Origin of the sequence: Sporofaciens sp. JLR.KK001, from assembly GCF_036941055.1 — a bacterium.
GTDB lineage: Bacteria > Bacillota > Clostridia > Lachnospirales > Lachnospiraceae > Sporofaciens.
Genome location: NZ_JAYMNO010000002.1, coordinates 410559 through 436994, shown reverse-complemented (window position 1 = coordinate 436994; position 26436 = coordinate 410559). Strand labels below are relative to the sequence as shown.

Sequence of the window (26436 nt, the reverse complement as noted above, 5' to 3'; positions counted from 1 at the left end):
TCCGGATATATGACAAAATTGTAAGATTCAGGTAATGAAAATCAATAGGTAATCTGTAGGGAGCAGTGTTATACTGACTGCATCAGGAAGAGACATAAAGGAAGGATAAAAATGTTAAGCAAAAATCAGTTGGCCAGGAGAAATGTAAAGACTGCGATTATAAGAGAGCCAGTATATTTTTTTACAATGATATTGATTGCAGCGCTAATGTTTGCGTTTAATTCTCTGTTTTTTTCAGAAGATGTCAGGAGAGCCTGCGAAACGGCATCGGTTCTGGCGGTGTTTTTAGGAATAGCATCTGTACTGATTGTTATGATTACGGCGTGGCTGATCCAATATATGATGCGGCAATCGCTGAAAATCCGCAGCAGGGAATTCGGGCTGTATATGCTGTTTGGCATGAAAGGAACAGAGGTATTTCAGATTTTCCGAAAAGAAACGGTATTTATGGCTGGAATGGCATATATACCTGGAATCCTGGCAGGGGAATTGCTGAAACAGTTTTTGATGGTAATTTTTTTCCATATGTTCCGGACGGAATATGTGCTTAAAATGGATTTTCAGCTTGTAACGGTGTGTTTGACAGCAACTTTATATTTATTTTGTTATTTAGCCGCATTGCTTAAGGTGAGAAAACAATTTTCCAAAATGAATATCCGTCAGTTAAATGAAATGGAGAGGATAAATGAAGCCGATGAAAAAATATCTGGAAAGAAGAAGCAAAGGAAAAGAACTAAAAAATGGCTTTTGAAAGGAAACCGGCTATTTTTATGCAGGGCAATAGAATCTGAACTATATTCTATGCGGAAAATAATCATATTTGTTATGTCCCTTTTAGTTGTTTCTATTTCAGGAAGCACAGTTGCCATGATGTATACCGATTATCAGAACCACCAGATTGATTCGGAATATCCGTTTGATGTCATGATATATCATCAAGCCCCCAAACCTGAATTCCAGCGTGAAAAAGATATATTAGAAAGTGAAACTGGAATACAGGAATCCCATGAATATGTGATATATCAAAATGGCGTCAGTATGATGAATGAATGGCTTTATACACATCTGATGTATTTTGGAGATCGATTTATCAGTGAAGAAGGTGCATTTGATGCAGAAAAGCTAGACGCTGATGAAGAGGGATATGATGTCTACTATGCATATGATACTTATATGAAAGTGAGCGATTATAACATACTTCGGAAAATGCTTGGCCAGAAGCCTGTTGAACTCCGGGCAGATGAGTATATTTTACAGATTAAAAGAAGGTTAGAACCTGAACTTACTAATGAAATCCGAAGCAGGACGCTGCTATGTGATACAAAAGAATTGCACTGCAAAGAAATCAGTACTGTAGATTTTGAACAGAATGGACATAATGGAGCTGACTATGTTTTGGTAATCCCGGATGATGCGGCAAATCATATGACACCATATTACTCTGTATTTGCGGCATCTATAAAGAAACAGGCTGCAGGAACAGTGTTTGATAAATTAGATGATGCGTCCAGTGGAAATGACGGGCTTTATTGGGGCAGTAACCACAGTATTTTATATGTCAGTCCGATTTTGCTGAAAAAGCAGGTGGAAACAGAATTGAAAGCAACGCTTGTGCCATTTATATTTGCGTTTGCCTATGTAAGTATCGTGTTTTTATGCGTGGCAATTTCTTTCCTTGCATCCCATCTGATCAGCACTTCGGAATCAAACAGACGCCGTTACCTGCTTTTAGAAAAACTGGGAATGAATCAAACAAAAATTGATACGGTGATACATGAACAGTTGGCAGTTAATTATCTGATTCCGCTTTGTATGGCGCTTATTCCCGGATGTCTGATTGCGAACCATGCAAGCAAAGGTTTTATTCTGGCTACGGGACTTCGTGCGGTATGGGTAAAATATGTGTTCTTGTCGTTCTTATGGATTTTAATGCTGTACATGATTTACTTTATACTTACGGATATATTTTTTAGGAGAAATATTCATCATCGAAAGGAAGGAAACATATAGGATGGAAGCATATATCAAGGTGGAAGATGTTGAGAAATATTATGGGAGTTCAGGAATCATTACAAAAGCGGTAGACAGAGTCAGCTTTGAAATATCAAAAGGGGAATTTATTGGGATTATGGGGGAATCCGGTTCTGGTAAAACATCTTTGTTGAATGTGCTTGCCACCATTGACACAGCTACGGCAGGGCACATATATTTTGAGGGAAAAGATATTACAAAAATGAGCGAGGACGTTAGAAGTGAATTCAGGAAGGAAAATTTAGGTTTCATTTTCCAGAACTTCAATCTCTTAGATACTATGACATTGCAGGAAAATATTTATATGCCGCTGATCCTTAATGAACAAAAAAGTAACGACATCATAAAACGAACGGAAGAAATCATAAATATATTGGGAATCAAGGAAGCTGGAAACAAATATCCATATCAAGTATCCGGCGGACAGCAGCAGAGATGTTCCTGTGCCAGAGCGCTCGTAAATAATCCTAAATTGATTTTAGCTGATGAACCGACAGGTGCCCTTGATCCACAGAATTCAGAAAATTTAATGGAATTGCTTTTAGAAATCAATAAGAAATTTAAGACAACTATTTTGATGGTTACACATGATTCATTTTCTGCAAGCTATTGTAACCGTATCTTGTTTTTGGAAAATGGAAAAATATCTTATGAGATATATCGGGGAGCAAGGAGCAGGGAAGAATATCTCGGAGCAATTCAGGATGCTCAAAAAACATAATTTCAAAAAATAATATGAATATATCTGTATCAGATTGAGATAACATTACTTTGATGATATAAATCGGTAATTGAGTGGAAAAGGTGAAAGGAAGGGGATTGTAATGAAGAGAACATCAAAGAGATTATTGGCAGGAATGGCTTTTTATCTGACAATTGTTTTGATATCTGGGTGTACTATAAAAGGCACTGCTAATCAGGCACCAAGGGAGATTTTAGAAGATGCTAGGCTCATTTCTGAAATGGATGCAGAGATATATAAACAAGAGAAATTACCGTTGGATTATGATGGAGAAGAAGTGAGAGCAGATTTAACCCATGTAGATTTTATCGTTCGTTTATCAGAAGATAACGGTTTTTATCTTGAATACAATATCAGTGGCAAAAACGACGAACCCCCATTGACAGTCAATATACAGGATGGAGTTCTTATCCTGAAAGAGAAAAATGCTAAGCCGGCAACTTATTATAACGGAGTATTTGTTGATGGTATTAGCAATAACTTGAAAACGAAAAAAACTGACTACACCAGTGTTGTAACATTATATGTTCCTTTTGATGCGGAAATTAAGTTGATGACAAATATGGGGGAAGGCGATATGGAACTCCATGGACTCAATGTAAAACCAGCAGACATTCATATGGATGAGGGAGATTTAGATTTCTTTGATATGACAATAGAGGGCGGAAATATTATATTAGTTAATGGAGATATTGTGGCAGAGAATGTGAAATTATCTCAAAATATCCAAATGCAAACGGAGAATGGGGATTTTTCTTTGGAACTGAATCCATCATCCCAGGATATGCTTTCAATTTATGCCAATTCAGAGATGGATATAGAAGTGTCCGAGAAACTGGGAGGAAAGTTATCGGAAAATGATGAGAAAGCATATTTTGAGAGAAAGGTAAAAGGTTCAGATGATTGCCTGACGATTGTGTCGAAATGTGGGGATATCATGATAGACTAGAAGCGGACAGCAACAGTTTTGTGAATATATCCTTATCAGATTTAGACGGCATTATTTTGATGAAGTGAAGGAATGTGTTGTGGAAAATATCACTGAACAATATCAAGAACGCATTGAGCATGAGTTTAATGCCTTATGTAAGATCATCATTCGCCATGCGTCAGCAGAAGCTAAGAGCAAAGTTTCTAAAAGATGGAAGCAGGAAATATCTTTTGAGTATTTAGTAGAATCAGGAGTGATACCAGCATATAGTTGTGGGGGATTTGAGAATGGAATAGAAGCCAGACATCCGCTGTCGCTTTGAGGACATACTGTAATTTTAGAAAATGAGCGGCTTTCCAAGGCATTATCTTTGTTGGAAAGGGAGAAACAAGAAATTGTATTCTTATATTTTTTTAAACATTATACTTACCAGGAAATTGCAGGGTATTATGGTCAGGCACATAGTAGCGTTTGGAGCAGGATGCAGACGGTAATGAAGCAGCTAAAAAGAGAAATGGTGAAACAGGAATGAAGGGAAAGAATCTTATTTCGTATGGAACGATTGTAAAAGCTGCCAATGGTGATCCGGGAGCAATCGAAACAGTATTAGAACATTATGGTGGATATATCCGATATTTTTCAAAAATGGATGGTTATGTGAATACAGATGTAGAAAACCATGTAAGGGAACGGTTAATAGACGGTATATTGAAATTCCGTTTTGATAAAGAATAGATCTAACAATAAAACGTTGTTTTGCATAAATGTAAGAAAGCAGTAAGTCTACAAGATTCACTGCTTTTTGAATTTAAAAACAGAATCATAGGAGAATGTTTGCGCAATGGCAGGCTTAAAACGGCGAATCCATGTAGGAAAGGGTTTGCCGTTTTTTATGTGCGCCCAGTATGGGCGCAATCTAATCGGTGAAAGTCCGTGACACACCCTGGTAGTGGGAAGTGTATAGCCAAGAGCAAGTTTCGCCAGAGTAACTCAAAACCCACTTTGTGGGGTTTGCTTACCCGGCAACCTTGATGGGGATTCTGTTTCCCCATGCCCTCAGTTCATGCATATTTTCCAAATATGCAGATTGGCTCCTATTAAAAATAGTCGCAGCGTGATTGTCTTACATCACGGAAAATAAAAAAACTTCCAAAAATAATCCCATTTCCTTTCCCATTAGCGTTCTCCAATCGGCTTATATAGTAGGAAGCAAAAAACAGCTTCCCCTGATCAGGCATTATGAAAAAAAGCAAGGAGGGATTCATGAGGTTTACAAAGAGTGAATTGGAGATGGTTTACAAATATGAAGCGACAACAAAAGAGGACACAGTGAAAGCCATGAGGGACGGGCAGTCAGCAGCCGGGGACGACATGACACGGATTATCATAAGGAATGCCGCAGACAAACTGGAAAAACTTCCAGAACCGGAATGCAGCCGGTTTATAGCGGACAATAAGGCACATTTCATAGGACAGGGCAGAAATTCCGTCCTGCGGAGACTGAATGAAGCAAAGGAACGGTTGAAACAGCCGGTCTTACAGGGGCATGACCTGTCAGGGCGGGAACGGTTCCAGCCGGACACAAGACATATGATCGTCCTTGATGTGCTGAATAATGACAGCCCCGTAGGATTTAAAGGGGAGAGATATCGCTTCTTCCTCTCAGACGGGAGATACCGCAATGCCATAGAAAGTGAAAAGCGTGGGGAAATCAAAATTCGCAGCCATGCGGCGGTAGTTTCCGGGAAACTGCACCCGGATAAGAAAATGGAATATGACAGATAACAGTCCCATGATAAAAATAAGAACTAAAAAAATGTGGAAAAACGCAGCAGGGGAATTGAAAACCTGAAAAAAATATTGATAACTTCTCGGAATCTCAATGAATGAGATTCCAACCGAAGATTGACAACTGAATATGGTGCAGGAAAAGAAATTAGAGAAAAAAGGACATAAACATTGGACATAGCGGATACTATGCCTTGAAAAATCTTATGGAATCGCTTAATATATCATTATTAGGCGTCTAAACCTAAGAATGATTTTTGAAATGCCTTGACGGAGGGCATTTCCCAGGCATCAAGGTGTTGGAGCATCATGATGCCGTAGAGGCGGCAGTACCACATCTTCGTAGAGCGGTACCTGCCGTCTTCTAATTTATAGTCCTCTTTCTCGCGCTTGTTGGAGCGCTCCACGGAAGTTCTTCTATCATATTCCGTTTCCCACGCTTTAGAGTCCCTTGGCGGTATGTTAAATAACCTTGGATTGTCATCAGTAAAGATGTGTACGGTTCTACCATATTTCGCCGGTGAACAAGGGTGTTCACAGAAGCAGCCACGTTTCCGGTTTGATTTTGGACAGCGATATTTTGCCCGGTGTTTGGCAGCTTCATATCCGTCTTTATGCATACGTAAGCCCAACTTACAGACAGGGACACCATCGTCATCGATTGTAAAATCGTCCTTATAGGTAAAATGCCCGGTATGTCCGGGATTGAGGTCGATAAACGGTGTGATATGTTCCAGCCTGCAGTATTCATAAACAGGGTAAGCGTCGTGTGCAGAATCCAGAAGGAGCTTTTCAATCTGTAATTCCGGAAGATACGCTTTCATGGTGAAAAAGGAATGCAGGAAGGAAAGCATGTCATGCCGGGAGGCCCGTTCTAAAAGCGGAAACACAGGGAGGTCGCTGAAGGAATCGGAAGCCACATACATGTAGAGGTGGTAGCCGAAGAAATAACATTCCCGGTGGGAGTCCCATCCCCAGTTACAGTCGGGCTGGGAATAATGGCGTTTACAGTCACAAGAAGAACGGCCTTTCTCCTTACAATGGCAAATGCGCTTTTTCCGCTGCTGTGCGGCAGTACGGACAGGGGTGCCGTCACCGACAAGAGCCAGATGCCGGGGATTAATCAGCCCCCTGTGGATGGATTGGTCCAGGAACTGCTGCTGATAAAGCCGGAAAATAAGGAAGAAGGGATTTTGCGGTTTTAACTGCCAGCGTTCCAGCAGGGGAAGAAGCTTGGAGGCCATGCTGGAAGAGTCGCAGGGAGTCTTATCGCCTTTCTTTTTGCCTTTGGGAGTTTTCTTTATCTTAGGGAACCGGTCTTTCGGGGAAAGGTTGTTGGAGTCATGCTGCCAGATGCGGGAAAAGAAATCATAAAAAGTACCGACACCAGGGGTATTCCCGAAAGAGAAACCGCTGAGGATGGCATAAAGCGGAGTTTCCTTAAGCATGCGGCACCAGACAGTGATGGAAGTAACTTTCAGTTTCAAAGCAAGCAGATAGGAGCGCAGCATGCAGGAAGGGAGCCTTGGTTCCGGACCAAAAACAGAGTAACATTCCTGCATGATAGAATCCGTCTTGGAAAGATCAAGATACCAGAACTGCACGATATAATCCCAAGTGCTTTTGGGAAGCACAAAGGGGTCCGGGTAAAATTTATGGAACTGGGATACGAAAGTATCCTGAAAGGCGGCATGACCGCCAGAGTTATCAGGTAACATCAAAAATCGCCTCCAATCAAAAAAATGTACTTTTTGATCAAGGGCGCGAAGCGCCGCATTTTTTGATTGGTTTGTCAAGTGGTTTTGAGAAAAAAGTGGGTGATTTTTGTTACTATTCACAGTCGGTTTGATGGATCGACAAATAAAGCGGAGCTGCAACACCGCTTTCAATGTTCTGATGTGTTTTTAGGAAGATTAGACCGAGAAGATTTCGGCAACCGTATAAGGATTCCCTTCGCATAATCGTTGCAACGCTTCGATTTCATTGATGCCATTACGACGGCAGGTTTCGATGTATGTTCGGTTGGGCGAGGCAATTCAAAACCGAACACCCAGAAGACGCTTGCGCATCTTCTGAAAATGGCGGTTCTTCGGTACTGTCCAGCATATCAATATAGCTTACTTGCTTACCGCCTTTGATGTTATAATAAATCACAACCTTATCATCATACAGGTAAACAGAATTTATGAATGTGTCAATAATTCTTTTCTGGAAATCTATGTCAAGCGCATCACCATTGCAGAACTGCTTTAACCATTCTACAATTTGCTCTTCTGTAAGCTGTACCTTTGCCGATATGCGGAGTTTGGCAAGGTCAAGCTCTGCCGCCGCCTTTTCCGTGTCCAGTTGTTCCATTTTGTCAAATATAGGCTGGCGGGCGGCAGCAGGGCATACAGCCAGAGTATCAACAAGGCGGCTTATTTCTGCGTCTATCCTGTTAAGCTGCTTTTCGTATGCCTGTATGCGGTCAAGCCCGCAGTCTTTTTTATACTGGGCTACCAGCTGGGCGGCAATATACTCTATGCGCTCCGGCGTTAGGACATATTCTACAGTTTGCTCTACAACATACCATTCAATATAACCTTTCTTTTCGTTCTTTTTATCGCAAGTATGCTCTCTTCTGCGTTTCCTGCAAGTGTAATAGTGGTATGTTTTTCCGTTCTTTCCGTGTCCGGCTTCTGCAATCATGTTAGTGCCGCAATGCCCGCAGTATAATTTCCCCTGTAAGAGATACTCTACAGTAGCTTTTGAGGCAGCAGGCGCAACTTTCCGCTTGTCCATTAGCTCTTGTACTTTGTAGAACGTCCTTTCATCTATGAGGGCATCACAGCCGCCCGCAACTTCTTCCCCGCCATGTTCATAAATTCCAATATACTTTTTGTTTTTCAAGACAGAATGGACGGTTGAAAGGGCAAAAGGAAGCCCTTTACTGTTTCTTAAGCCGCGTGCGTTCAGAGCGTCTACAATTTTCTTTTTGGGAACGCCTTTAGCGTATTCCTCAAAGATATAGCGGGCTATAGGTGCGGTGTTTTCATCTTCTACAAGCCGTTTATTTTCCAGCTTATAACCAAGAGGCAAATAGCCGCCCAAAAACACGCCTTTCATTCTGCTTTCACGCTGCCCGCGCAAAACCTTTTTAGAGAGGTCAAGGCTGTATTGTTCTGCGCTGGCTTCCAGCAGCGCTTCAAGGATTATGCCTACTTCACCCTCACCGACATTCTCCATAGCAGAAAGCACTTTAACGCCGCACTGTTTTAATTTGTGCTTATATATGGCGCTGTCGTATCGGTCACGGGAAAAGCGGTCAAACTTCCAGACAATCACGCGCTGGAACTGCTGCTTTTTTGCATCTGCAATCATGCGCTGGAAGTCAGGGCGTTCATCTGTACGCCCTGTTATGGCGCGGTCTATATATTCCCCTACCACTTGCAGCCCTTGACGTTCTGCAAAGGCGTAGCAATCCCGCAGTTGCCCTTCTATGCTTTGCTCTGTCTGGTTGTGTGAGGAATAGCGGGCGTATATTACGGCGTTTAGTGTCTGCTGCATTACTTTTCCCCCTTTGTATTAGTTCTTTTTGATTGAAGATACTTAATATAATTGACAGCCTCTATAAGCTCGTCCTCAGATAAATCTTGACATATTTTCAAAAGAGGGAGTCTCTTCCTTGCTTGATATGGTGTCCACCTACCAATAAGGTTAAATACTTCATTTTTTATTTCTATTGCTGGCTCTAGCGAATACGCTTCATATCCTGTAAGTTGCTCTAGTGAAACACCCAGTTTTTCTGCATATTCATAGACAGTTGTTATTTTTGGCGTACGTTGGGCGGTTTCGTATCTGCTAATAACTTGCTTAGAAGTTCCCAGCAAGTTTGCAAATTCATCTTGGGACATATTACGAGATTCTCTTATTTGCTTTAGGCGTTTACTAAATTCATTGTTCATAGAGCCACCTTCTAATATTTTGATGTATCTATTAAAGCATATTTTGTAACCAAAGTAAAGACAAAATAAAAAAATAATCACCAAACGGTTGACAAACAGAAAATCTGATGATATTGTTATGTTGTCACCAAACAGGCAACAAAGGAGGTGCTAACAAAGTGAAGGAAAAAGTAAAGGCGTTTCGCGGTTTGATATACTCAAAATTTGATAGCGAAGCGGAATTTGCCCGTAAAATGGGCTGGGAAAGACAAAAAGTAAATAAACTGTCAAACGGTGTACGGCAACCCAATTTGGAAGAGATTGACACAATGGCTAAAACGTTAGGAGTTTCAGAGCTAGAACTTTTTCATATTTTTTTAGCCCAAAAGTCACCAAATAGGCAACAAACAATGGAGGTATAAGAATGGATTATCAAAACGCACTTAATAAATTTAACCAGAAAGAGCCTGCTTTTAATGGCACACCCCTTGAAGGAATGAGCCAGAACCAAGCATATATGCTGCTGTTTGCGAAAGTGGCAGAAATTATAGGAAATACGCCAGATATGACAGCACAGCAGAAAGATATGTTGATTACAGAATTAAATAAGCATGACCCGGTTGAACTGTTGTTATCAGCACTCGAACAGGAGGCATAGACAATGAAAAGATTTTTAGCAGAGGGGGAAGCCCTTCAACAAGTGGCGGTTATGGGATTGCGTGCGCCGGACGGCACAGTAGCGGAAAACGTGCCTCTGTACCGCATCATACAGTCAAAGGAAATAAAGCCGGAAAGCGGGCTGACAGCCGGGGAAGAGGCAGCGTGTGAGGACATAGGCAGGGGGCTTGCGGATATATACAGACAGTACAAAAGAGCGGAAAGAAAGGCAAAGGCGGGCGCGAATATGCGGGCGCAGAATGGCTGAAACTTTTGTATTGAATATCAACCCTAATTACATAACAGAACTACGCAAAGAAAGAAGGATAACCGTAAAAGAGCTTGCACGGCAGGCGGGCGTAGGGGAATCAACAATCTGGAATTTAAAGTGTGACGGACGGCACGGGAGTATAAAAGCGGAAACAGTAGAAAGGCTGGCAGCAGTGCTGGAAGTAGAGCCGGAAACAGTATTCCCAGACTATGCGAGGGCAAAGAAAGACCATGCAGAAAAAAGGGAAAGAGAAAAGGAACATATTTTCAGCAGCCGCGAAGAGCGGGACGAGGCTATAGAAAGTGTGAGATACCTTGCAGTATATATAGCCAAAAAGAATACATGGAGAATAGAAAAATGCCGGAATAATGTTATGGATATGGAAGACCTCATAGGAGAGGCATTGTTGACGCTTGTAGAAACTGCGGAGAAGGTATCAAAGGAAGGAATAACGAGAAACATGGAGTTTTCAAAATATGCGGGCTTTGCTATGGAATATCGTTTTAAGACAATTCAAGGCAGCCAGATGAGGCAGAAACGGACGGCATATTTTAATGTTTCCCTAGATGCACAAATACCGGGTACAGATACAACGTATCAAGAATATTTAGAAAGTGTCGCGCCGAGAATGAAAACGCCGGAGGAAATAGTCATACTGCGGGAAGAGTGCAGGGAAGCCGTGCGGACGCTGCCGCCAGAGCGGAGGCATGAGCCGGAAATTGTAGCATTGTTACAGCAGATTGCAATATAGGACAGGAGGGAAAGGAAGCCATGAGCAAAATAGAAATGATGCAGGAATTGTTAGGGAAAATGAGCGAAAAGGAAATCAGTCTATTGTACTGTTTTGCTATCGGAATGAGGGCAGGCAGCACGGAAAAGCCGGAAACCGCGCAGGAGGGAGTAAAAAACCATGATGTACAGGAAATGTGAACGCTGCGGCGCTAACCTTGACTGGGGCGAGAAATGCGACTGCGGGCAGCAGGAAGGACACGGAACATATTCAGACGGGGAAAGGACGGAAAGAAGGAATGATTGCACTGGCAGGACAGAAACAAGGGCAGGAAGAGAGGGTAACAACCTACCGCTTCGGTGATGATGAAAGGGAGCTGACAGCCGGGGAGAAGGAAGCGTATGCAATGGCTGGAAGAATTGCGGAAAAGATACACTGTGCAGGGCTGGCGGCGGCAGCAGCGCAGTTTAGCAGAATGACCTACAAGGAATTTAAGCGGGCTTACAGGCTGCCGGAATGGGTAAAGCCGGAGGAATACTATTTCTTTTCAAAATCATTCTACCAAGCGTACTGCTGGGGGTATGAAGAGGGGGAGAAAATGAAAGAACACCAGTTCGATATAGGGAAAGAGGAAAAAGAAAAGCGCCTAACGGGAAACCGCTAAACGCTCCGTGCCGTACATATGCACTCAAACCAAATTCAGTATAGCATATGTACGGCAGGATTGCAAGCGTTTTAGCAGTTCCGGCGGGGAGTTCCGACCTTGTAAATAACGTTATCTTCTGAACCATTACAGGGAGGGGCTGGAAAGGAAAACATATGTACACTGAAAAGAAAATCATCATAGGGGATATTATGGAGGTCATGCGCTACCACTCCACCAAAGGGGGAAGTGCGCAGAGAGGGGAGAAAGAGAAGGAATCAACGCCAGCACAGAAAAAGGCGAATGAGATAAGGACGGGAAATGAGCTTTGGAGGGTGATATACATAAACTTTGACGGGCAGCAGGGCGACCAGTTCAATACATTCACGTTTGCGGAGGATATAGGGGAAGAGGCGGCGCGGAAGGAATGGCGCAACTTCATCAAGAGGGTGCGGCGGTATGTGAAAAAGAAAGGTATGCCGGAATTAAAGTATGTGTACACGTTGGAGAAGCAGGGGCGCTGGCACATACACGCAGTAATGAACGGGATACCATTAGAGGATTTAGTAAAGCTCTGGGGGCGGGGGCGCGTCACTTCTTCCATTCTGGACAAGACAAACGACTATAAGGACTTGGCGGCATACATAACAAAGAACACGCAGCAGGAAGGGGAAAAGGAAGGGGCAGGGGGAGAGCCGGAAGGGAAAAGGAAAAACAAGCGCAGTTGGAGCGGAAGCCTAAACTTACAGCGCCCTATTGTGACGGTAAAGGAAATCAAGAGGGAAAGCATCATGCGGAAGATACCAGAAGCGCCGAAAGGCTATATACTGCTGCCGGACTGGAAAGTAGGCTGTGACAGCTGGGGGAATTTATACCAGCACTATAAATGCAGGAAGATAGCGGACACAGGGAAAGCAAAGAAGGGGAGGAAAAAGGCGGGGAAGACCAAAGCTAAAAAGCGCCGTTAGCTCACTGGTTAGAGCGCCAGCCTTATTGCTGGGCGTGTCTGGTTCGATTCCGGCACGGCGCATTTGCAGCAGGCATGGCGAGCCTGCACCAGAGGGCAGCAGGCTAACAGCTGTATCTGGATACCGTGATAAAAATAGCAGCGGTCATACCAGCTAGAGAGTATGTGGACGGTCAACAGGTTTTCTGCGGCTTTTTAAGGTGAAAAGCAGCCAACACGGTAAATATTACGCCAGAACAGGAGGCGGCGGCATGGACAGGCAGAGAGCGCCGCCAGAGCAGCCACACAAAACAGGAAAGGAAGGGAAAGGCAAGCAATGAACATTTTTTCGCGGATATTCCGCAAGGCAAAGCCCCCGGAAGGGAGGACGGAACGCGCAGAGATACTGGGCGGCGGCAGCTCTTTTTCCGCATGGAACGGCGACGCATACGCAAACGACATATACAGGGGCGCAGTGGACGCGATAGCGCGGAACGTGGCAAAGCTGAAAGGTTCGCATGTGATACGCTATGCAGACCATGACCGCACGGAGGGCGACTGCAAAATAAACCGCCTGCTACAGATAGAGCCTAACCCGTATATGAGCGCCTTTGACATGCTGTATAAGCTGGCAACGCATTATTTTCTATACAACAATGCCTTTGCGTTCTTACAGAAGGACGAACGGGGGCGGCTTGTGGGCGTGTTCCCGTTAAATGCGGCGCATGTGGAATTTATGGCAGATGCAGCAGGGGCGCTGTACTGCGAGTTCCTTTTTTCCGGCGGCAAAAGCGTAGTGCTGCCATATGCGGACGTGATACAAATGCGCAGGAACTTCAACAGCAACGACCTTTTAGGCGACAGCAACGGGGCATTAGAGCCAGCGCTACAGCTTGCGCATACGCAGAATGAGGGCATCATTTCAGCGATAAACAGCGGCGCACAGCTCCGGGGCATCTTGAAGCGCACGCAGCTTGCGAACGTGGAGAAGCTGAAGGACATACAGGAGAATTTCATAAAGGACTATCTGACGATATCCAACAACGGCGGCATAGCTGTAATAGATAATGCATCGGAGTATATACCGCTGGACAACAAGCCCTATACAATCGACGAGAAGCAGCTACAGGCGGTAAAGACAAAGATTTATGACTATCTGGGGATTTCGGAGGCGATTGTAAACAGCAGCTACAATGAAGACCAGTGGGCGGCATTTTATGAAAGCACGATAGAGCCGCTGGCGGTTCAGTTCAGCCTTGAATTTACGCGCAAGGTATTCAATGAGCGGGAACGGGCTTTCGGAAATTCCATATTGTTTGAGAGCGGGCGGCTGCAATTCAGCAGCAACGCCACAAAGGTAAACTTAATAAAAGAACTTATGCCGTATGGGCTGCTGACCGTCAACCAAGCGCTGGAAATATTGAACCTTCCAAGCGTGGAGGGCGGCGAGAAGAGGCTACAGACGTTAAATGTTGTTTCTGCTGACGAGGCGCACAAGTACCAAATGGCGAAAGACGGGGCAGCAGGACTGGAAAAGGAGGCGGGAGGCAGTGAAGGAAATTAGGATATGCGAGATAAGGGCAGATGCGGCAGCAGGCGCAGAAACAGCCCTAAGGCTGGAAGGAAGACCTATTGTCTACGACCAGCCGACAAAGATAAATGACCCGGCAGGGGCTTTTATAGAGGTGATACGGGCGGGGGCGCTGGAAGGTGCAGACCTTTCAGACGCAAGGCTGCTTTACAACCATGATTTAAGCAGAGTGCCACTTGCACGCACGCCAAAAACAATGCAGCTCATACACGACCCGGCAGGGCTGCGCATGGTTGCAGACTTACCAGACACGCCGGAGGCAAACAGCGTATATACGGCAGTAAAGCGCGGCGACCTTTCGGGAATGTCATTCGCCTTTAAAGTGCCGGAGGGCGGCGACAGCTACGACGCGAAGACACGGACACGGACTATAAACAAAATAGAAAAGGTCTATGAGATAAGCGTTGTGCCTTTCCCCGCATATCCCCAGACAAGCGTAGAGGCGCGTTCTGCCATGAGCGGGCAGGCAGAGGCAGAAAGACTGCGCCGGGCGGCAATCATAAAGGCAAACAAAATATTGATGAAGGATATTTAGAAAAGGTGTCCAAAACGGACACCGCCACAAAAAGGATTAAACGGAGGAAACCAAAATGAAATTTAAGACTATCGCAGAGGCATTTAATTATTACCGTAACGCAACATTGGAGGAAATCGAACGCCGGGCGGCAGAAATCAAAGGAACGATTGAAACCGACGCGGAGGCAGACATAACGACACTGAATATTGAGCTTTCCGGGCTTGCGCAGGCGAAAGAGAACATACAGCAGCAGGCAGCAGGGGGAAGCCAGCGCAGCGCGTTCAACCCTATCACGGGCGCGGGCATGAGCTTTGAGCGCAGGGCAAGCCATGAGGCAACGGAGGGCGACGTGTTGAACAGCCCGGAATACAGGAGCGCGTTTTTCAAGTCACTGCTGGGGCATAAGCTGACGGAATTTGAACAGGCGGCATACAACCGCGCAATGGGCGACCAGAGGGCAGACACATTTACGGATTCTGCAAGCACGGCAGCAGTGCTTCCTACCCAGACGCTTAACGAGGTAGTCAAAAAAGCGCGGACTATGGGCGGTCTTATGAGCGTGTGCAGGGCTTTTAGTATCCCCTCAAAAGTAGCCGTGCCTATCGGAACGCCGACAGCGGCGGCAAGCTGGCATACGGAAGGGGCAGCAGTTGACGGGGAAGAGCCAGCAGTAACAAGCGTTTCTTTTGACGGGTATGAGATTATGAAAGTATTTTCTATCAGTGAAAAGGCGCGTAAAATGAGCGTTTCAGCGTTTGAAGGGTATATGACGCAGGAACTTAATGCAAGCGTTATGGAGTGCATTGCAAGCGCCCTTGTAAACGGCACTGGAAGCGGGCAGGGAACGGGCATCATGACCGGGATTACATGGGAGGACGGGAAGAACGCCCTCACATTCGGCAAGACTGCGGGGCTTAAATATGCCGACGTGGTAAAGACAGTTGCAGCGCTGAAAAGAGGCTATGCAAACGGCGCGGCATGGGCTATGAACAATGCAACGCTCTACAATCAGTTTTACGGGCTTGTAGACGCAAACGGAAGACCTGTTTTCATTGCAGACCCGAAAAACGAGGGCATAGGGAAAATATTAGGCTTCCCTGTAGTCATTGATGATTATATCGCAGACGAAACCGCGCTTTTCGGAAACTTTAACTATATGGGCTACAACATGCCGGAGGGCATCACGGTAGAGGCTTCAAGGGAAAGCAGCTTCAAGAAAGGGCTGGTTGACTACCGGGCAATGGCAATAGCGGACTGCAAGCCGATTGTGCCGGAGGCGTTTGTAAAGCTGACGCGTGCAGCTTCATAAAGGGGGCTGCGGGTATGCTGACAGTAGAGCAGGCGCGGGAGATACTGCGGCTGGATACGGCAGACAATGACGCTATCATAGAGGGGCTGTTGTCTGCAATACCAGACTATATAGAGCTGACAACAGGCGTAACGGCAGAGCAGCAGGCAGGGCAGCCGTTAGCGGATACGGCAGGGAAGTTTATACTCATGCTCTGGTACAATGCGGAACGCGCAGACGCGGAAAAGCTACAGAGGACGATTGACAGCCTGCTAAAGACGCTTGCGCTTATAGCGGTTAGGAAGGAGTAACGGGAATATGGCTAGGGATTTTGCACGGGTGTTTTATGACAGCCAGCAATGGAGGAAAACAAGCAAGGCATATTTAAGCAGCAAAAACTACATATGCGAGGACTGCGGGGGCGCTGCGTGCATTGTCCACCATATCCGGCATTTAGCGCCGTGGAACATAAACGACCCGGAAATAACGCTGGACTGGGGAAACCTAAAGGCGGTATGCGAGAAGTGCCACGCGGAGGAACACGCGAAAGATGATAAGGCTTTCCGGGGGAAGCCAGCAAAATTAAACGGTATCGGTTTTGACGAGAACGGCGACGCAGTAGAAAGTCCTAATGTGTTTCTGGTGTGCGGCAGTCCGGGCAGCGGCAAGACAACATATGTATTAAGCCACAAAGGGCAGAATGATTTAGTTGTTGACTTGGATTATATTTGTGCGGCGCTCATGGGCGAGGGCGGCGGCGTGAGGCTGGATTTCAGACCAGTATTGCAGACGGCGTTAGAAGTGCGCAGGCTGCTTTATGAGTGCGTACAGCAGAGGCGCGGGAAGTGGGAGCGGGCTTTTGTGGTGACGGCTACGGCAGACGCGCTGGAAATGCGCAGGATAGCGCAGGAACTTAGCGCGGAGCTGGTATTGATAGACACGCCGCTAAAGGAATGCCTGCAACGGATAAGGAACGACCCGCAGAGAAACAGAAGCCGCAGGAAATTTGAAAGGCTTGCGGCAGAGTGGCACGAAAAATATAAACAGTCCTTGCAGCGTGTTTATATCCCCCCGCCAAGCGGATTAAAGGGAGGGGAAAACACCGGCGGGCAGGCAACCTTTTCTTTCCCCTCTGGGGTTCGCGTATGAGGGGAGGGGTAAAGGCAGCAGGATTTAGGAGGGGATAGAATGGCGGCGGCAGGAAATACGGAAAAATTGAAGAATTTGCGCAAACTAAAGAGGCTTTTAAAATTAGTCCCGGAAGACCGAAAAACGGTGGCAGAAAAACTGATAACAGAGCTTGCTTTCATGGAAACAACGCTGGACGGGCTGCGCTGCCATATCGAAGAAAACGGCGCAATAGACCATTTCAAGCAGGGGCAGCAGGAATTTGACCGGGAAAGCCCAGCCGTAAAAACGTATAACACCATGATACAGCGTTACAGCCTTATATACCGCCAGTTTACGGAGCTGTTACCGAAACCAGAACCGACCGACAAGGGCGCAAGCGAGCTGTTAGAGTTCATAAAAAAGCAGGAGTAAGGACAGCGTGAACTATATCGCGGAATACTGGCGGACGATTGAAAGCGGCGGGGTTATCGTATCGGAACGGGTAAAAAAACAATACAAAAAGCTGGCAGAACGGACGGGGAAAACAGACAGGAAATATATATTTGATGAAAAACGGGCGAACAGACCTATAGAATTTATAGAAACACTGTGCAAGCAGTCAAAAGGAGAATGGGCGGGTAAGAAAGTAGAGCTTGAACTATTTCAAAAGGCTTTTATTTCTGCCCTTTTCGGCTTTGTTGACAGGGAAACAAAGCTGCGGCAGTACCGGGAAACCATGTTCTACATAGGCAGGAAGAATGGAAAAAGCACGCTGCTTTCCGGGATTGCACTATACATGCTGGCAGCAGACCGCGAGGCGGGCGCGGAAGTCTACAGCGTAGCCACAAAGCGCGACCAGGCAAAGATTATATTTAATGAGGCTTACAACATGGTGCAGCAAAGCCCGGCGCTTAGAAAGGCGCTGAAAAAACGGAAAGCAGACCTGTATTTCCCGGCGACGTTCTCACGCTTTGAGGCGTTAAGCAAGGACAGCGGAAGCCTTGACGGCTTAAATTCCCACTGCGTCATTATAGACGAGCTGCACGGGATTAAGGACAGAAACCTATATGAAGTAATGAAGCAGTCACAGAGCGCCAGACAGCAGCCGCTTTTGATTATGATTACAACGGCGGGAACTGTCCGGGAATGTATTTTTGATGATATGTATTCCTATGCCTGCAATGTGACAGACGGCATTTTTGAAGATGAAACATTCCTGCCTATCATGTACGAGCTGGACAGCCGGGAGGAATGGACGCGCCCGGAAATGTGGCAGAAAGCCAACCCGGCGCTGGGAACGATTAAGAAGCTGGAAGACCTACAGAACAAAGTAATAAGGGCGCAGAATAACCCGGTTGACCTAAAGGGGATACTGGTAAAGGATTTTAACGTGCGCGACACGATAGGCACGGCGTGGCTGTCGCTGGAGGATATAACCAACAAGGAAACCTTTAGCCTAGAACAGTTCCGGGGCTGTTATGCAATCGGCGGCGCGGATTTGTCCAGCTCACGGGATTTAACATGTGCAACGCTGCTGCTGATTGACCGGGAAACAGAAAAGCGCTTTGTCACGCAGATGTACTGGATACCAGAAGACAGCATGGAGCGGCGCGTAAAGGAAGAGAAGCTGCCCTATGATAAATGGCATGAGCGCGGGCTTGTGCGGCTGTGCAGGGGCAACACGATAAATTATAAGGACGTTACGGCGTGGTTCGTGGAAATGGCGAATACATACGGCATATTCCCGGCATGGGTATATTATGACAGGTGGAGCGCCGCCTACTGGGTGGAGGAAATGAAGGAAACAGGGTTTACAGAAATGAAAGGCGTTGCGCAGGGCGCGAAAACACTTTCACTCCCCATGCAGTTTCTGGGCGCTGACTTGCAGGCGAAACGCATCAACTATAACAACAACCCTATACTGCGCTGGTGCCTTTCCAATACGGGCGTACAGGAGGACAGGAACGGGAACATAGTGCCAGTGAAGAACCAAGCGGCAAAGCAGCGCATAGACGGCACGGCAAGCCTGCTTAACGCCTATGTAGGGCTGTATGAGCATTATAACGAGTTCCTAGAGGCGCAGTAAAAGGACAGGGGGAAAGAAAATTGAAGCTGAAAGACAAGAAAATACGCATACTGTCATATGAAAGCTATGTAAATGATAATGGGTTCGGCGTGGAGGAATGGAAGCCGATACATGAAGGGAAGCTGTGGGCGTATTACCGCCAGCTTTCCGGGAAAGAGTTCTTTGCAGCAGCTACCGTGAACGCAACGGAAGACGTTCTATTTACGGTCAACCACCGCGCGGATATTGATACGGATATGCTGGTAGAGTATGCCGGGAAGTATTACCAGATAACGCGCATAGACAACCACGAGGGATACAAAACAGACCTTGACCTTTACTGCAAGTCCAACCCAGACCAGACACCGGATATTAAAGAAGAGTGACAGGAACGGGGGCAGGAACGGCATGGAAGGAAGCAGAAACAATGAAGAGCTGGCGGCAAGGATTAAGGCGGGGGAAAAAAGCCTGCTGCCGATACTCTGGGGGCAGTGCAGGCGCACTGTTACCATACTGGCAGCAAAATACAGTGGCGTTATGGAAAAAAACGCCTTTGTTGATATGGAAGACTTCATACAGTGCGGTTATTTTGCAATGCTGGCAGCAGTGGAGGCATACGACCCGGAAAAGGGCTATAAATTCAATTCCTACATAAATTTCAAGTATAAGAAACAGGTTTATGAAATGTTCGGGAACGTGCGGGAAGGTGACAGGCGCATATTTCCCGCCGCTGCGTCTTCGCTCAATGTAACATTGGAAAATGACGGACACGAAACAGAGCTTTTGGACATGCTGGAAGACGAGAACGCCGGAAGCATAGAGGCAGACTATGAGAAAAAGGAAATGCAGCAGATTGTAAGGGCAGCAGTCGGCAGGCTGCCGGAGCTGGAAAGGCATGTAATACAGGAAATATATTTCAATGGGCGGGCAAAGACGGAGATTGCAGACGGGAGGCGCTACAAAGACCAGTTCGCGGTTACAAGGGCAGAGGACAGGGCATTACACATGCTTAGAAAGGATAAGGCATTGCAGGCATTACATACGGCGTATTTTAAGAATATGCCACGGCAGCAGGATATATTTAAAAGTTCCCCGGAAGAGGCGGCAATAGCGGGCGAAAACTGGGATAGGTGGTTTGAAAACATCATGGACGACATAGGGAGGTTTGAAAATGGGCTTTGAGAAGATGAAGGACACGGCGGCAGAGGACTTGAAACAGTTTAGGAAGCTGGAAGCAAGCAGCGACCAGAAGGAACGGCAAAAGGCAGCAGTTATAGAAGCAGCACTGCAAATGCTTTCAGAAAGGGAGCGGGAAGTATTGAGGGAGTTTTTTATTGACCGTGAAAAGCGGTATGCAGGGCATAGGGCGCGGCTAATGGCAAAATATGGGCTATGCCTTTCAGATTTGTACCGCCTAAAAAATGACGCGCTATCCAATTACTGTATGAGCATTATGGCAATAAAAGCCGCTGGCAGCAGGCATTAAATAAAACCGCTTACCCATAACCGGGCAGGCGGTTTTTGTATTACCCATTCATAATTTCCCCACTTATGGAGAAAACATAATTATTGCAAATTTTTTATTTTACCTTTTGCAGACGATACCAAACAGACCATTTACAAATATATAGCGTGGGTTTTCGGATTTGGTGCGCTTCGGCTGAGCGCATGGTTATCGGCCGCTGTCTCTGATTCAAACTGTCCCGATATTTTCATGTGGGATTTTACACCTCGAAGCCCGCGTTCACTGAGATTATTGGTGGTCGGCAGACTGAAATCCTCAACCCACAGGAAATAGTTTCTGCGGTATTGGGCAATTCTGGTAAGCAGAGTCCGCTCAAAGGATGCCCCGTAGTTGTTTGGATCAGACTCATTTTCACTCCATCCGTTTTTAAGGTATTCATCTATTTTATGATGAAACTCGTTTATGCAGGCTTCGTTGAAAGAACCCTCGCCCCGGGCTATGGCATCATTGCGATCCTTGATGGTTGCGCTGATATGCTTTTTCAGATCATCAGACCATTGATGGCAGGTATCATCCGTATTCTTCTGGCAGTCACGCTGAAGATGCTGATTACACTCGATATTCTCAAAGCTGTACTTTTCATTGTAGTTTACGGTGTTATGGTCGTGCATGGTTTTGGTATCCGATGTCAGGAGATTCAGTACATTGTCGTCATCAAGGCTTTCCATGTCTTTGTGTGCATGCGCTGTATAGTAGGCAATAGACTCGTCTCCATAAAATCGGAAACATGCTCTTTGCGCAAGAATGAAGATGACCGTGTCGTCCCAGTAAACGATCTTTCTTGTGATCAGGACAAGCTTCAGATCCTGGCGAAACTGGCGGAGCCCATTTGCGGCACGGGCCTGGAGTTTCGCAATGTATCCCTCACAGGGCATTAATTCACCGCCGGTGATTCCGGCAAGAAACATGGATGCTTTGTTCATAGCGGCATTGACGGTATTTGTGAGTGATAAAGCAAAAGCCTGCAATCCGCTGCCATACTGAACCTTCTCCTTGAGGTTTGGGGGTATCTGTGACCGGAATACAGTGCCGCAGTTGCTGCATTCGTAATAAAAGAATTCGTGTTTGATCTTAACGACTTTAATGCGTACATCGTATTCAAATTTAACTTCGGACTCGCCGGTTGGGGCGCAGTCTGTAAGCCCGCATTTTGGACAGCATTCATCGTCCTGTAATGGGTGCCCAACGGTATCTGTGATCTCAGATTCCTCCGGCGCTTCAAGGGCTGCTTTGGGATGTCCAGGCTGTCCGCCTTTCTTCCTGCCTGAACTGCGGCGGGAGTTTGGGATAACCTTGTTTTTATTTATCGGTGTCTGCGATGTTGGGGTACCGGTATTGCTGCCATCATGGTTAAGGAGAGCCTCCGCATGGGCAAGACGGTTCTGCAGTTCCTTGATAATGGCATCTTTTTCAGCGAGGGATTCCTGATAATTCTTTTTATGGAAATCGTTGGACTGCTTAAGGCTCTTAACTGAAGCCCGTAGTGAAGCTATCTGCTCCTGGTATCCCACGATGCGGTCTTTGAGTTTCGTGATTTCTGCCGTTGCTTTTTCAAAGTCACAGCGCAGATCGCCGGTATATTTAATCATAGATCACAGGGGCCTTTCTTAAAGTATTGGAGATGGAAGTGCATACTTTTTCATATGCCCTGATAGTAGCTTTTAGGGTTTTCACCTCAGACTGTAAAGAGGCGATTTCTGTTTCTTTCTCGGAAATGATTTTTTGAAAATCTCTGTTCCTTGCAGAAGCAGTATCTTCTTCCGTGGTGGTAACATTTTTCGAAGATGCTGTTCTGCCCCTGCGACCGGAAGATGGGATCAATTCCTTTGTTTCGGGATCGAGGGTACCAAGATATTTCCTCTTCGGTCTTGATTGCTTGGTAACAGGGTCATAGTGGGGAGTAGATTCGTAAACCCGGGTCTTTCCTGATTTTTTATCGAAGTGTTTAACAATAGTAGGCATAACGGTTTCTCCTTTCAATAGTGGCTATATATATTATATTACAACCACTACAAAAAGTCAATATGTAGTGGCTATATTTATTAATAAATAAAACCACCAAAAACAGTGCATTATGCCAATAAAAAAGCCACAATGGGAATTCATGAAACATCAGAAATTAAAATGGCTGTGAATGGTAACTGATTTTTGAAAAATAGGTTCTGAAAGCCCCATGAAATAAGGGCTGAAGATTCCGAGAGGTTATTATTGAGGTAAGGGAGGGAATCTATGCAGAGAAAGAAAAAGGAGAGAAAGGGTATGCCGATTCATTATGTGGTAGAGCATGTATATTCCGGCACGGAAAGTATGGAGGGATTACTGACAGTAGTGAGCGAAGAAGTCGCCCGTAAGAACGTGGAGGAAAAATTAAGGAACGGAGGTATGGGGACAGAGAAGAAAGCTGTCTGAAAAGATGAATTGACGGTTGATACCAGAGACAGAAAAGGCTATAATGAAGTCAGCGTATTTCTGTCTCTGGATATTGAGTGAATATAGGAGGCCAATATGCAGAATACAGAAAATAAAGAAATATGGACAGCACTCTATGCGAGATTGTCAATGGACGATGGAAACGTCGGGGAGAGCATGAGTATCGGGAGCCAGAAAGCGATCCTGAAACGGAAAGCAGAAGAGATGGGAATCCACAGTTATAAATTCTACGTGGAAATGTAAACCGCTTAATTGATACAAAGGAAATGAACAGAATATCGGGAAAACCGCTGAAAACAAGGGATTCCGGCACATTGGCTGTCGCTGGAATCCTTTGTTTGCTTTTTAGTTGGTCTGAAAATTTGTGGCAGGTCGGCAGAGGGGGTGTTCACTTTTGAACCCTCATCAAAGGGCATTTGAACCCTGTGGTCAGAGAAAATGAACACCCCATGGTCAGTTTGAACCCCGTGGTCAAAAAAGTGAACCCCCGTGGTCACTTTTGGAAGATTGTTCAGACAATCATTAACAGCCGCCCAGGCGGCAATTCAGAAATAATGCCATAGGAATTTGGGTACTCGCAGGCGAAAGTATTGAAGAATGGCTTAAAATCAAGGTTTTTTAGGCTTGGTGGGGTTCATCACGGTGGGTGGTGGACCCCTATTTTTGTGTTTTTTGATGCCGCTGATAGGATGGCGATAGGGGATAAAATCGTACTATCAGGCAAAAGTATACTTTCACGCAAAAGTCAGGGGTTTCCGTGATAGTATAAAGCGGAAAGGTAAAAAGGAGTAGGATATTGGCGGTTTTGGCTGAAAGGCGTATTAGTTTGATAGAAAATGCTGTTGAAATATGGGGGATATAATACAAACACGGAAACTGCTCGGAGTTTTCGTGATAGTTAGGAGTTTCCGTGATAGTTTGGAGTTTTGCCTGTTTGTTTAAAGGATTTGCAACAAAAATTTAGTTTAGTAAATTGTGTAGATAAGTGTAGAAATGACTATGGCTATTGAAATGAATGGTCAGCGTACAGAGAAAATAATTCAAATAAAAAGTTTATTCGTACCATTGACAATATAATAGGACTGTGATAATCTATAGTCAAACAAGCAAGGCGGAGGAATAAATATGAGTGAGGAAATTAAAGTTCATCCGATTAAATCTTTTAAAGACTATGGTTTGGCAAAACGGAATTCCGAGGAACTGACAAAAAAAATCAGTTCGTTACAGTTGGATTTGGAATTGGATGATGAAGAAACACCTAAACTAGAAAGTAGAATTGTGGAGATAGAACAAAAGCTAGAGGAGCAGAAAAACTTTATTAATGGGTTTATAAATGCACAGGCAAACTATGATTCCAAGTTTCTAGGCAGTAATTTGGATTATTTGCTAAAGATGTATGGTCTGCGGATTTCTGACCTTGAGGAACTGTTAGGCGTGAGCGCAGGGTATGTTTCCAGAACAGTGAATCCGGATTCAAAGAAAAGATTATCTGTGGATATTGTTTGGAAAATATCGGCGATTTTTCAAGTTAATGTCGATGATCTTTTAAATATTGATTTTCAGATTCCTACCCAATCTCTATGTGATGTAATTGCTTTTTTTAAGAAATTGAAGCAGGAGACTGATGAAGCAACGATTCATTGGAACAATCAAGGTAATAAGGAAGAAGATCATGTAGGAATATTTTTCAGGGAATTGGAAGAAGGCGGACTGGACGGAACGAAGCGGTATAAGTACGCTCCAGATGGGAATGCAAATGAAACAAAGGCAGTAGGGCTTACGGATGACATTTTTTCCGCAGAAACTAGTATAGGCCAACTTTATCTTTTGCCGCTTGAAGATCAATTTGGTGAAAAGGGATATGAACTGTATCGTTATACAGGCAGGGAGGATTATAATCAAAACTACTATGATAGTAATGACCCAGACCTAGAGTTGATTTGCTCAACTTTTGATGATAAGAGTAATAAATTGAAGGGAAAATGTGATGAACTTTTTAAATCTGTCAAGTTGCATGAATCAGATTTTGTAATATCTGAATCGGCAAAAAGTTTGATTGATAGGTATTTAAATCCTAAAAAGAACAATGCATCGGATGGTTTTATGAATATACCAGATGGCATTGACGAAGAACTGCCATTTAATTGAGGAGGTGTTATGAATGGAAGGGATAAAAACCAAAGGGGTAATCAAATGCCCTTGCTGCAGTAAGGGGAAGATTTTAGCGTATGAAGATGCTGCAGGAAAATCCTCTATTCAGTGTAGCAAATGTCATACATTTTTGTTGGTGGATTATGATAAAATGACCGCAGAGCCAACTTTGCGGGAAAAAGAAGTTTACAAAATGGTTGTGAATGAATAAGGGAATGTTTGCTGACTGAGCAACAGGGCGTCAGATAGGACAGCCACTAATAGCCAGAGCAGATTATTGGGACAGGGTATAAAACCTGCCAGATAATTTGCTCTGGCTATTTTATATGTGCAAACATGATATGGGACAAGCCATGCAGATGATATTTAGATTATTATGAGAAAGGATGGGATGAATATGGCAGACTACATTATTCAATTATTGGGAGGGGTTGATAAATTTCTATCTGCGCTGATTGTATTTATGGTAATAAATTACATAGCAGAAATGCTTCTTGTGATCGTGGGGGAGGAGAAGCGTTCCAATGTGTTTTTGCTAAAGAATATGTTTAAGAAAGCAGCGATATTTATTTTGGTGATTGTCTCCAATATTGTAGGTACAATCATTGAAAGCAGTTATGCAATTCGGACGACAGTTATTCTGTTTTACATTTCAAATGAAGGGCTTGCTATATTAAAGAATATAAATCGGCTTGGAGTGCCGCTTCCTCTAATATTGGTAAAGATGCTAAATCAGATAGGGGATGGAGAATAGCATAGTCGCAGAAAAGATCCACTTATTATAGAAAGAACCCATTCCGAAATGTGGTGGGGTAAAACCCCATGTAAAAGTTACCCTACCCTCAGAGTTTCCGTGTTTGTATATGTGTAAAGCGGTAAAAATTAAATGAATAAGTGATAATGTGAGAAAAGGGCTGTTTCGGCAGTCCTTTTTTTTCATATCTTAAGATTTCACAATTCATTTCTTTACATTTCAAATTTCACAGATATTTTTATAGCGGTTCAGAAAATAATAAGTTGGAAAGCGGGAAAATCAGAGTTAATATGCTTACACGGCGGTTTGCGTTTGTGCCATATCGGACGAATGGCGAAAAACT

The 26436-nt window shown here is 44.8% G+C and carries 34 protein-coding genes and 1 tRNA gene; 30 read left to right on the top strand and 5 right to left on the bottom strand.

What is annotated here, in order from left to right; translation table 11 throughout:
- Window positions 1-111 precede the first annotated feature (111 nt).
- The 7 genes from VSQ62_RS27355 to VSQ62_RS27330 all read left to right on the top strand — a co-directional run bounded on the left by VSQ62_RS27355 (window position 112) and on the right by VSQ62_RS27330 (window position 5489).
- Window positions 112-2010, top strand: a complete 1899-nt coding sequence (locus VSQ62_RS27355) for an FtsX-like permease family protein (RefSeq protein WP_004070225.1) — start codon at window positions 112-114, stop codon at window positions 2008-2010.
- Window position 2011: 1 nt separating this feature from the next.
- Window positions 2012-2752, top strand: coding sequence for an ABC transporter ATP-binding protein (locus VSQ62_RS27350; protein WP_160220080.1), 741 nt, complete (start codon window positions 2012-2014; stop codon window positions 2750-2752).
- A gap of 103 nt (window positions 2753-2855) precedes the next feature.
- Window positions 2856-3722 (top strand): DUF4097 family beta strand repeat-containing protein, encoded by an 867-nt coding sequence (locus VSQ62_RS27345; protein WP_160220079.1) that lies wholly within the window; start codon window positions 2856-2858, stop codon window positions 3720-3722.
- A 79-nt stretch (window positions 3723-3801) separates the two neighbouring features.
- Complete coding sequence (locus VSQ62_RS27340) at window positions 3802-4026, top strand: hypothetical protein (RefSeq protein WP_334638165.1); 225 nt, start codon at window positions 3802-3804, stop codon at window positions 4024-4026.
- Between the two features lie 48 nt (window positions 4027-4074).
- On the top strand, window positions 4075-4236 hold the full coding sequence (locus VSQ62_RS32550) for an RNA polymerase sigma factor (RefSeq protein ID WP_350339936.1): 162 nt from the start codon (window positions 4075-4077) through the stop codon (window positions 4234-4236).
- Window positions 4176-4439: a helix-turn-helix domain-containing protein gene (locus VSQ62_RS27335; RefSeq protein ID WP_502957860.1), complete on the top strand. Its 264-nt coding sequence runs from the start codon at window positions 4176-4178 to the stop codon at window positions 4437-4439. Before VSQ62_RS32550 ends, VSQ62_RS27335 begins: the two co-directional genes overlap by 61 nt.
- Window positions 4440-4967: 528 nt before the next feature.
- The gene (locus VSQ62_RS27330) at window positions 4968-5489 is read left to right on the top strand and encodes a DUF5720 family protein (protein WP_160220077.1); all 522 of its coding nucleotides are present in this window, start codon (window positions 4968-4970) and stop codon (window positions 5487-5489) included.
- A 233-nt stretch (window positions 5490-5722) separates the two neighbouring features.
- Here VSQ62_RS27330 and VSQ62_RS27325 read toward each other — a convergent pair whose 3' ends face one another.
- The 3 genes from VSQ62_RS27325 to VSQ62_RS27315 form a co-directional block, all read right to left on the bottom strand.
- Window positions 5723-7210 carry a hypothetical protein gene (locus tag VSQ62_RS27325; protein WP_334638164.1) on the bottom strand — a complete coding sequence of 496 codons (1488 nt, stop codon included), beginning with the start codon at window positions 7208-7210 and terminating at the stop codon, window positions 5723-5725.
- Window positions 7211-7484: 274 nt separating this feature from the next.
- Window positions 7485-9038 carry a recombinase family protein gene (locus tag VSQ62_RS27320; RefSeq protein ID WP_334638163.1) on the bottom strand — a complete coding sequence of 518 codons (1554 nt, stop codon included), beginning with the start codon at window positions 9036-9038 and terminating at the stop codon, window positions 7485-7487.
- Window positions 9038-9436 carry a helix-turn-helix domain-containing protein gene (locus tag VSQ62_RS27315; RefSeq protein ID WP_334638162.1) on the bottom strand — a complete coding sequence of 133 codons (399 nt, stop codon included), beginning with the start codon at window positions 9434-9436 and terminating at the stop codon, window positions 9038-9040. The genes VSQ62_RS27320 and VSQ62_RS27315 overlap by 1 nt, the downstream gene beginning before the upstream one ends.
- A gap of 158 nt (window positions 9437-9594) precedes the next feature.
- Between VSQ62_RS27315 and VSQ62_RS27310 the strand changes: the two genes are divergently transcribed.
- The 18 genes from VSQ62_RS27310 (at window position 9595) to VSQ62_RS27225 (ending at window position 20719) form a co-directional block, all read left to right on the top strand.
- Complete coding sequence (locus tag VSQ62_RS27310) at window positions 9595-9837, top strand: helix-turn-helix domain-containing protein (protein ID WP_334638161.1); 243 nt, start codon at window positions 9595-9597, stop codon at window positions 9835-9837.
- A gap of 2 nt (window positions 9838-9839) precedes the next feature.
- Window positions 9840-10073, top strand: a complete 234-nt coding sequence (locus VSQ62_RS27305; RefSeq protein ID WP_334638160.1) for a hypothetical protein — start codon at window positions 9840-9842, stop codon at window positions 10071-10073.
- A 3-nt stretch (window positions 10074-10076) separates the two neighbouring features.
- Window positions 10077-10340, top strand: coding sequence for a hypothetical protein (locus VSQ62_RS27300; protein WP_334638159.1), 264 nt, complete (start codon window positions 10077-10079; stop codon window positions 10338-10340).
- A complete protein-coding gene (locus VSQ62_RS27295; RefSeq protein WP_334638158.1) occupies window positions 10333-11094 on the top strand; it encodes a helix-turn-helix domain-containing protein in 762 nt (253 codons plus the stop codon). Before VSQ62_RS27300 ends, VSQ62_RS27295 begins: the two co-directional genes overlap by 8 nt.
- A gap of 20 nt (window positions 11095-11114) precedes the next feature.
- A complete protein-coding gene (locus VSQ62_RS27290) occupies window positions 11115-11273 on the top strand; it encodes a hypothetical protein (protein WP_334638157.1) in 159 nt (52 codons plus the stop codon).
- Between the two features lie 17 nt (window positions 11274-11290).
- Window positions 11291-11737: a hypothetical protein gene (locus tag VSQ62_RS27285; protein WP_334638156.1), complete on the top strand. Its 447-nt coding sequence runs from the start codon at window positions 11291-11293 to the stop codon at window positions 11735-11737.
- 155 nt (window positions 11738-11892) lie between these two features.
- Complete coding sequence (locus VSQ62_RS27280) at window positions 11893-12684, top strand: rolling circle replication-associated protein (RefSeq protein ID WP_334638155.1); 792 nt, start codon at window positions 11893-11895, stop codon at window positions 12682-12684.
- Window positions 12675-12746 (top strand) — tRNA-OTHER (locus VSQ62_RS27275). Before VSQ62_RS27280 ends, VSQ62_RS27275 begins: the two co-directional genes overlap by 10 nt.
- Before the next feature lie 253 nt (window positions 12747-12999).
- Window positions 13000-14226 (top strand): phage portal protein, encoded by a 1227-nt coding sequence (locus VSQ62_RS27270; protein ID WP_334638154.1) that lies wholly within the window; start codon window positions 13000-13002, stop codon window positions 14224-14226.
- A complete protein-coding gene (locus tag VSQ62_RS27265) occupies window positions 14213-14788 on the top strand; it encodes an HK97 family phage prohead protease (protein ID WP_334638153.1) in 576 nt (191 codons plus the stop codon). Before VSQ62_RS27270 ends, VSQ62_RS27265 begins: the two co-directional genes overlap by 14 nt.
- A gap of 55 nt (window positions 14789-14843) precedes the next feature.
- Window positions 14844-16079 carry a phage major capsid protein gene (locus VSQ62_RS27260; RefSeq protein ID WP_334638152.1) on the top strand — a complete coding sequence of 412 codons (1236 nt, stop codon included), beginning with the start codon at window positions 14844-14846 and terminating at the stop codon, window positions 16077-16079.
- A 14-nt stretch (window positions 16080-16093) separates the two neighbouring features.
- The gene (locus VSQ62_RS27255; RefSeq protein ID WP_334638151.1) at window positions 16094-16369 is read left to right on the top strand and encodes a head-tail connector protein; all 276 of its coding nucleotides are present in this window, start codon (window positions 16094-16096) and stop codon (window positions 16367-16369) included.
- A 7-nt stretch (window positions 16370-16376) separates the two neighbouring features.
- The gene (locus tag VSQ62_RS27250) at window positions 16377-17207 is read left to right on the top strand and encodes an AAA family ATPase (RefSeq protein ID WP_334638150.1); all 831 of its coding nucleotides are present in this window, start codon (window positions 16377-16379) and stop codon (window positions 17205-17207) included.
- A 39-nt stretch (window positions 17208-17246) separates the two neighbouring features.
- Entirely contained in the window at window positions 17247-17600 is a 354-nt protein-coding gene (locus VSQ62_RS27245) for a hypothetical protein (protein WP_334638149.1), read from the top strand.
- 7 nt (window positions 17601-17607) lie between these two features.
- Window positions 17608-19254 (top strand): terminase large subunit, encoded by a 1647-nt coding sequence (locus VSQ62_RS27240; protein ID WP_334638148.1) that lies wholly within the window; start codon window positions 17608-17610, stop codon window positions 19252-19254.
- A 20-nt stretch (window positions 19255-19274) separates the two neighbouring features.
- On the top strand, window positions 19275-19619 hold the full coding sequence (locus VSQ62_RS27235) for a phage head closure protein (protein ID WP_334638147.1): 345 nt from the start codon (window positions 19275-19277) through the stop codon (window positions 19617-19619).
- A 22-nt stretch (window positions 19620-19641) separates the two neighbouring features.
- On the top strand, window positions 19642-20415 hold the full coding sequence (locus VSQ62_RS27230; RefSeq protein WP_334638146.1) for a sigma factor: 774 nt from the start codon (window positions 19642-19644) through the stop codon (window positions 20413-20415).
- Window positions 20405-20719, top strand: coding sequence for a hypothetical protein (locus VSQ62_RS27225; RefSeq protein WP_334638145.1), 315 nt, complete (start codon window positions 20405-20407; stop codon window positions 20717-20719). Before VSQ62_RS27230 ends, VSQ62_RS27225 begins: the two co-directional genes overlap by 11 nt.
- Window positions 20720-20850: 131 nt before the next feature.
- Here VSQ62_RS27225 and VSQ62_RS27220 read toward each other — a convergent pair whose 3' ends face one another.
- Together VSQ62_RS27220 and VSQ62_RS27215 are read right to left on the bottom strand one after the other, a co-directional pair.
- Complete coding sequence (locus VSQ62_RS27220) at window positions 20851-22347, bottom strand: IS66 family transposase (protein WP_334638144.1); 1497 nt, start codon at window positions 22345-22347, stop codon at window positions 20851-20853.
- On the bottom strand, window positions 22340-22720 hold the full coding sequence (locus VSQ62_RS27215; protein ID WP_120397166.1) for a hypothetical protein: 381 nt from the start codon (window positions 22718-22720) through the stop codon (window positions 22340-22342). Before VSQ62_RS27215 ends, VSQ62_RS27220 begins: the two co-directional genes overlap by 8 nt.
- A gap of 267 nt (window positions 22721-22987) precedes the next feature.
- Between VSQ62_RS27215 and VSQ62_RS27210 the strand changes: the two genes are divergently transcribed.
- From VSQ62_RS27210 to VSQ62_RS27190, 5 genes are all read left to right on the top strand, one after another.
- Window positions 22988-23167 carry a hypothetical protein gene (locus tag VSQ62_RS27210; protein WP_334638143.1) on the top strand — a complete coding sequence of 60 codons (180 nt, stop codon included), beginning with the start codon at window positions 22988-22990 and terminating at the stop codon, window positions 23165-23167.
- 96 nt (window positions 23168-23263) lie between these two features.
- Window positions 23264-23431 (top strand): recombinase family protein, encoded by a 168-nt coding sequence (locus VSQ62_RS27205; RefSeq protein ID WP_334638142.1) that lies wholly within the window; start codon window positions 23264-23266, stop codon window positions 23429-23431.
- A gap of 882 nt (window positions 23432-24313) precedes the next feature.
- A complete protein-coding gene (locus tag VSQ62_RS27200) occupies window positions 24314-25336 on the top strand; it encodes a helix-turn-helix domain-containing protein (RefSeq protein ID WP_334638141.1) in 1023 nt (340 codons plus the stop codon).
- 13 nt (window positions 25337-25349) lie between these two features.
- Entirely contained in the window at window positions 25350-25550 is a 201-nt protein-coding gene (locus tag VSQ62_RS27195; protein WP_120479762.1) for a zinc finger domain-containing protein, read from the top strand.
- A 186-nt stretch (window positions 25551-25736) separates the two neighbouring features.
- Window positions 25737-26093 (top strand): phage holin family protein, encoded by a 357-nt coding sequence (locus tag VSQ62_RS27190; RefSeq protein WP_334638140.1) that lies wholly within the window; start codon window positions 25737-25739, stop codon window positions 26091-26093.
- Window positions 26094-26436: the final 343 nt, after the last annotated feature.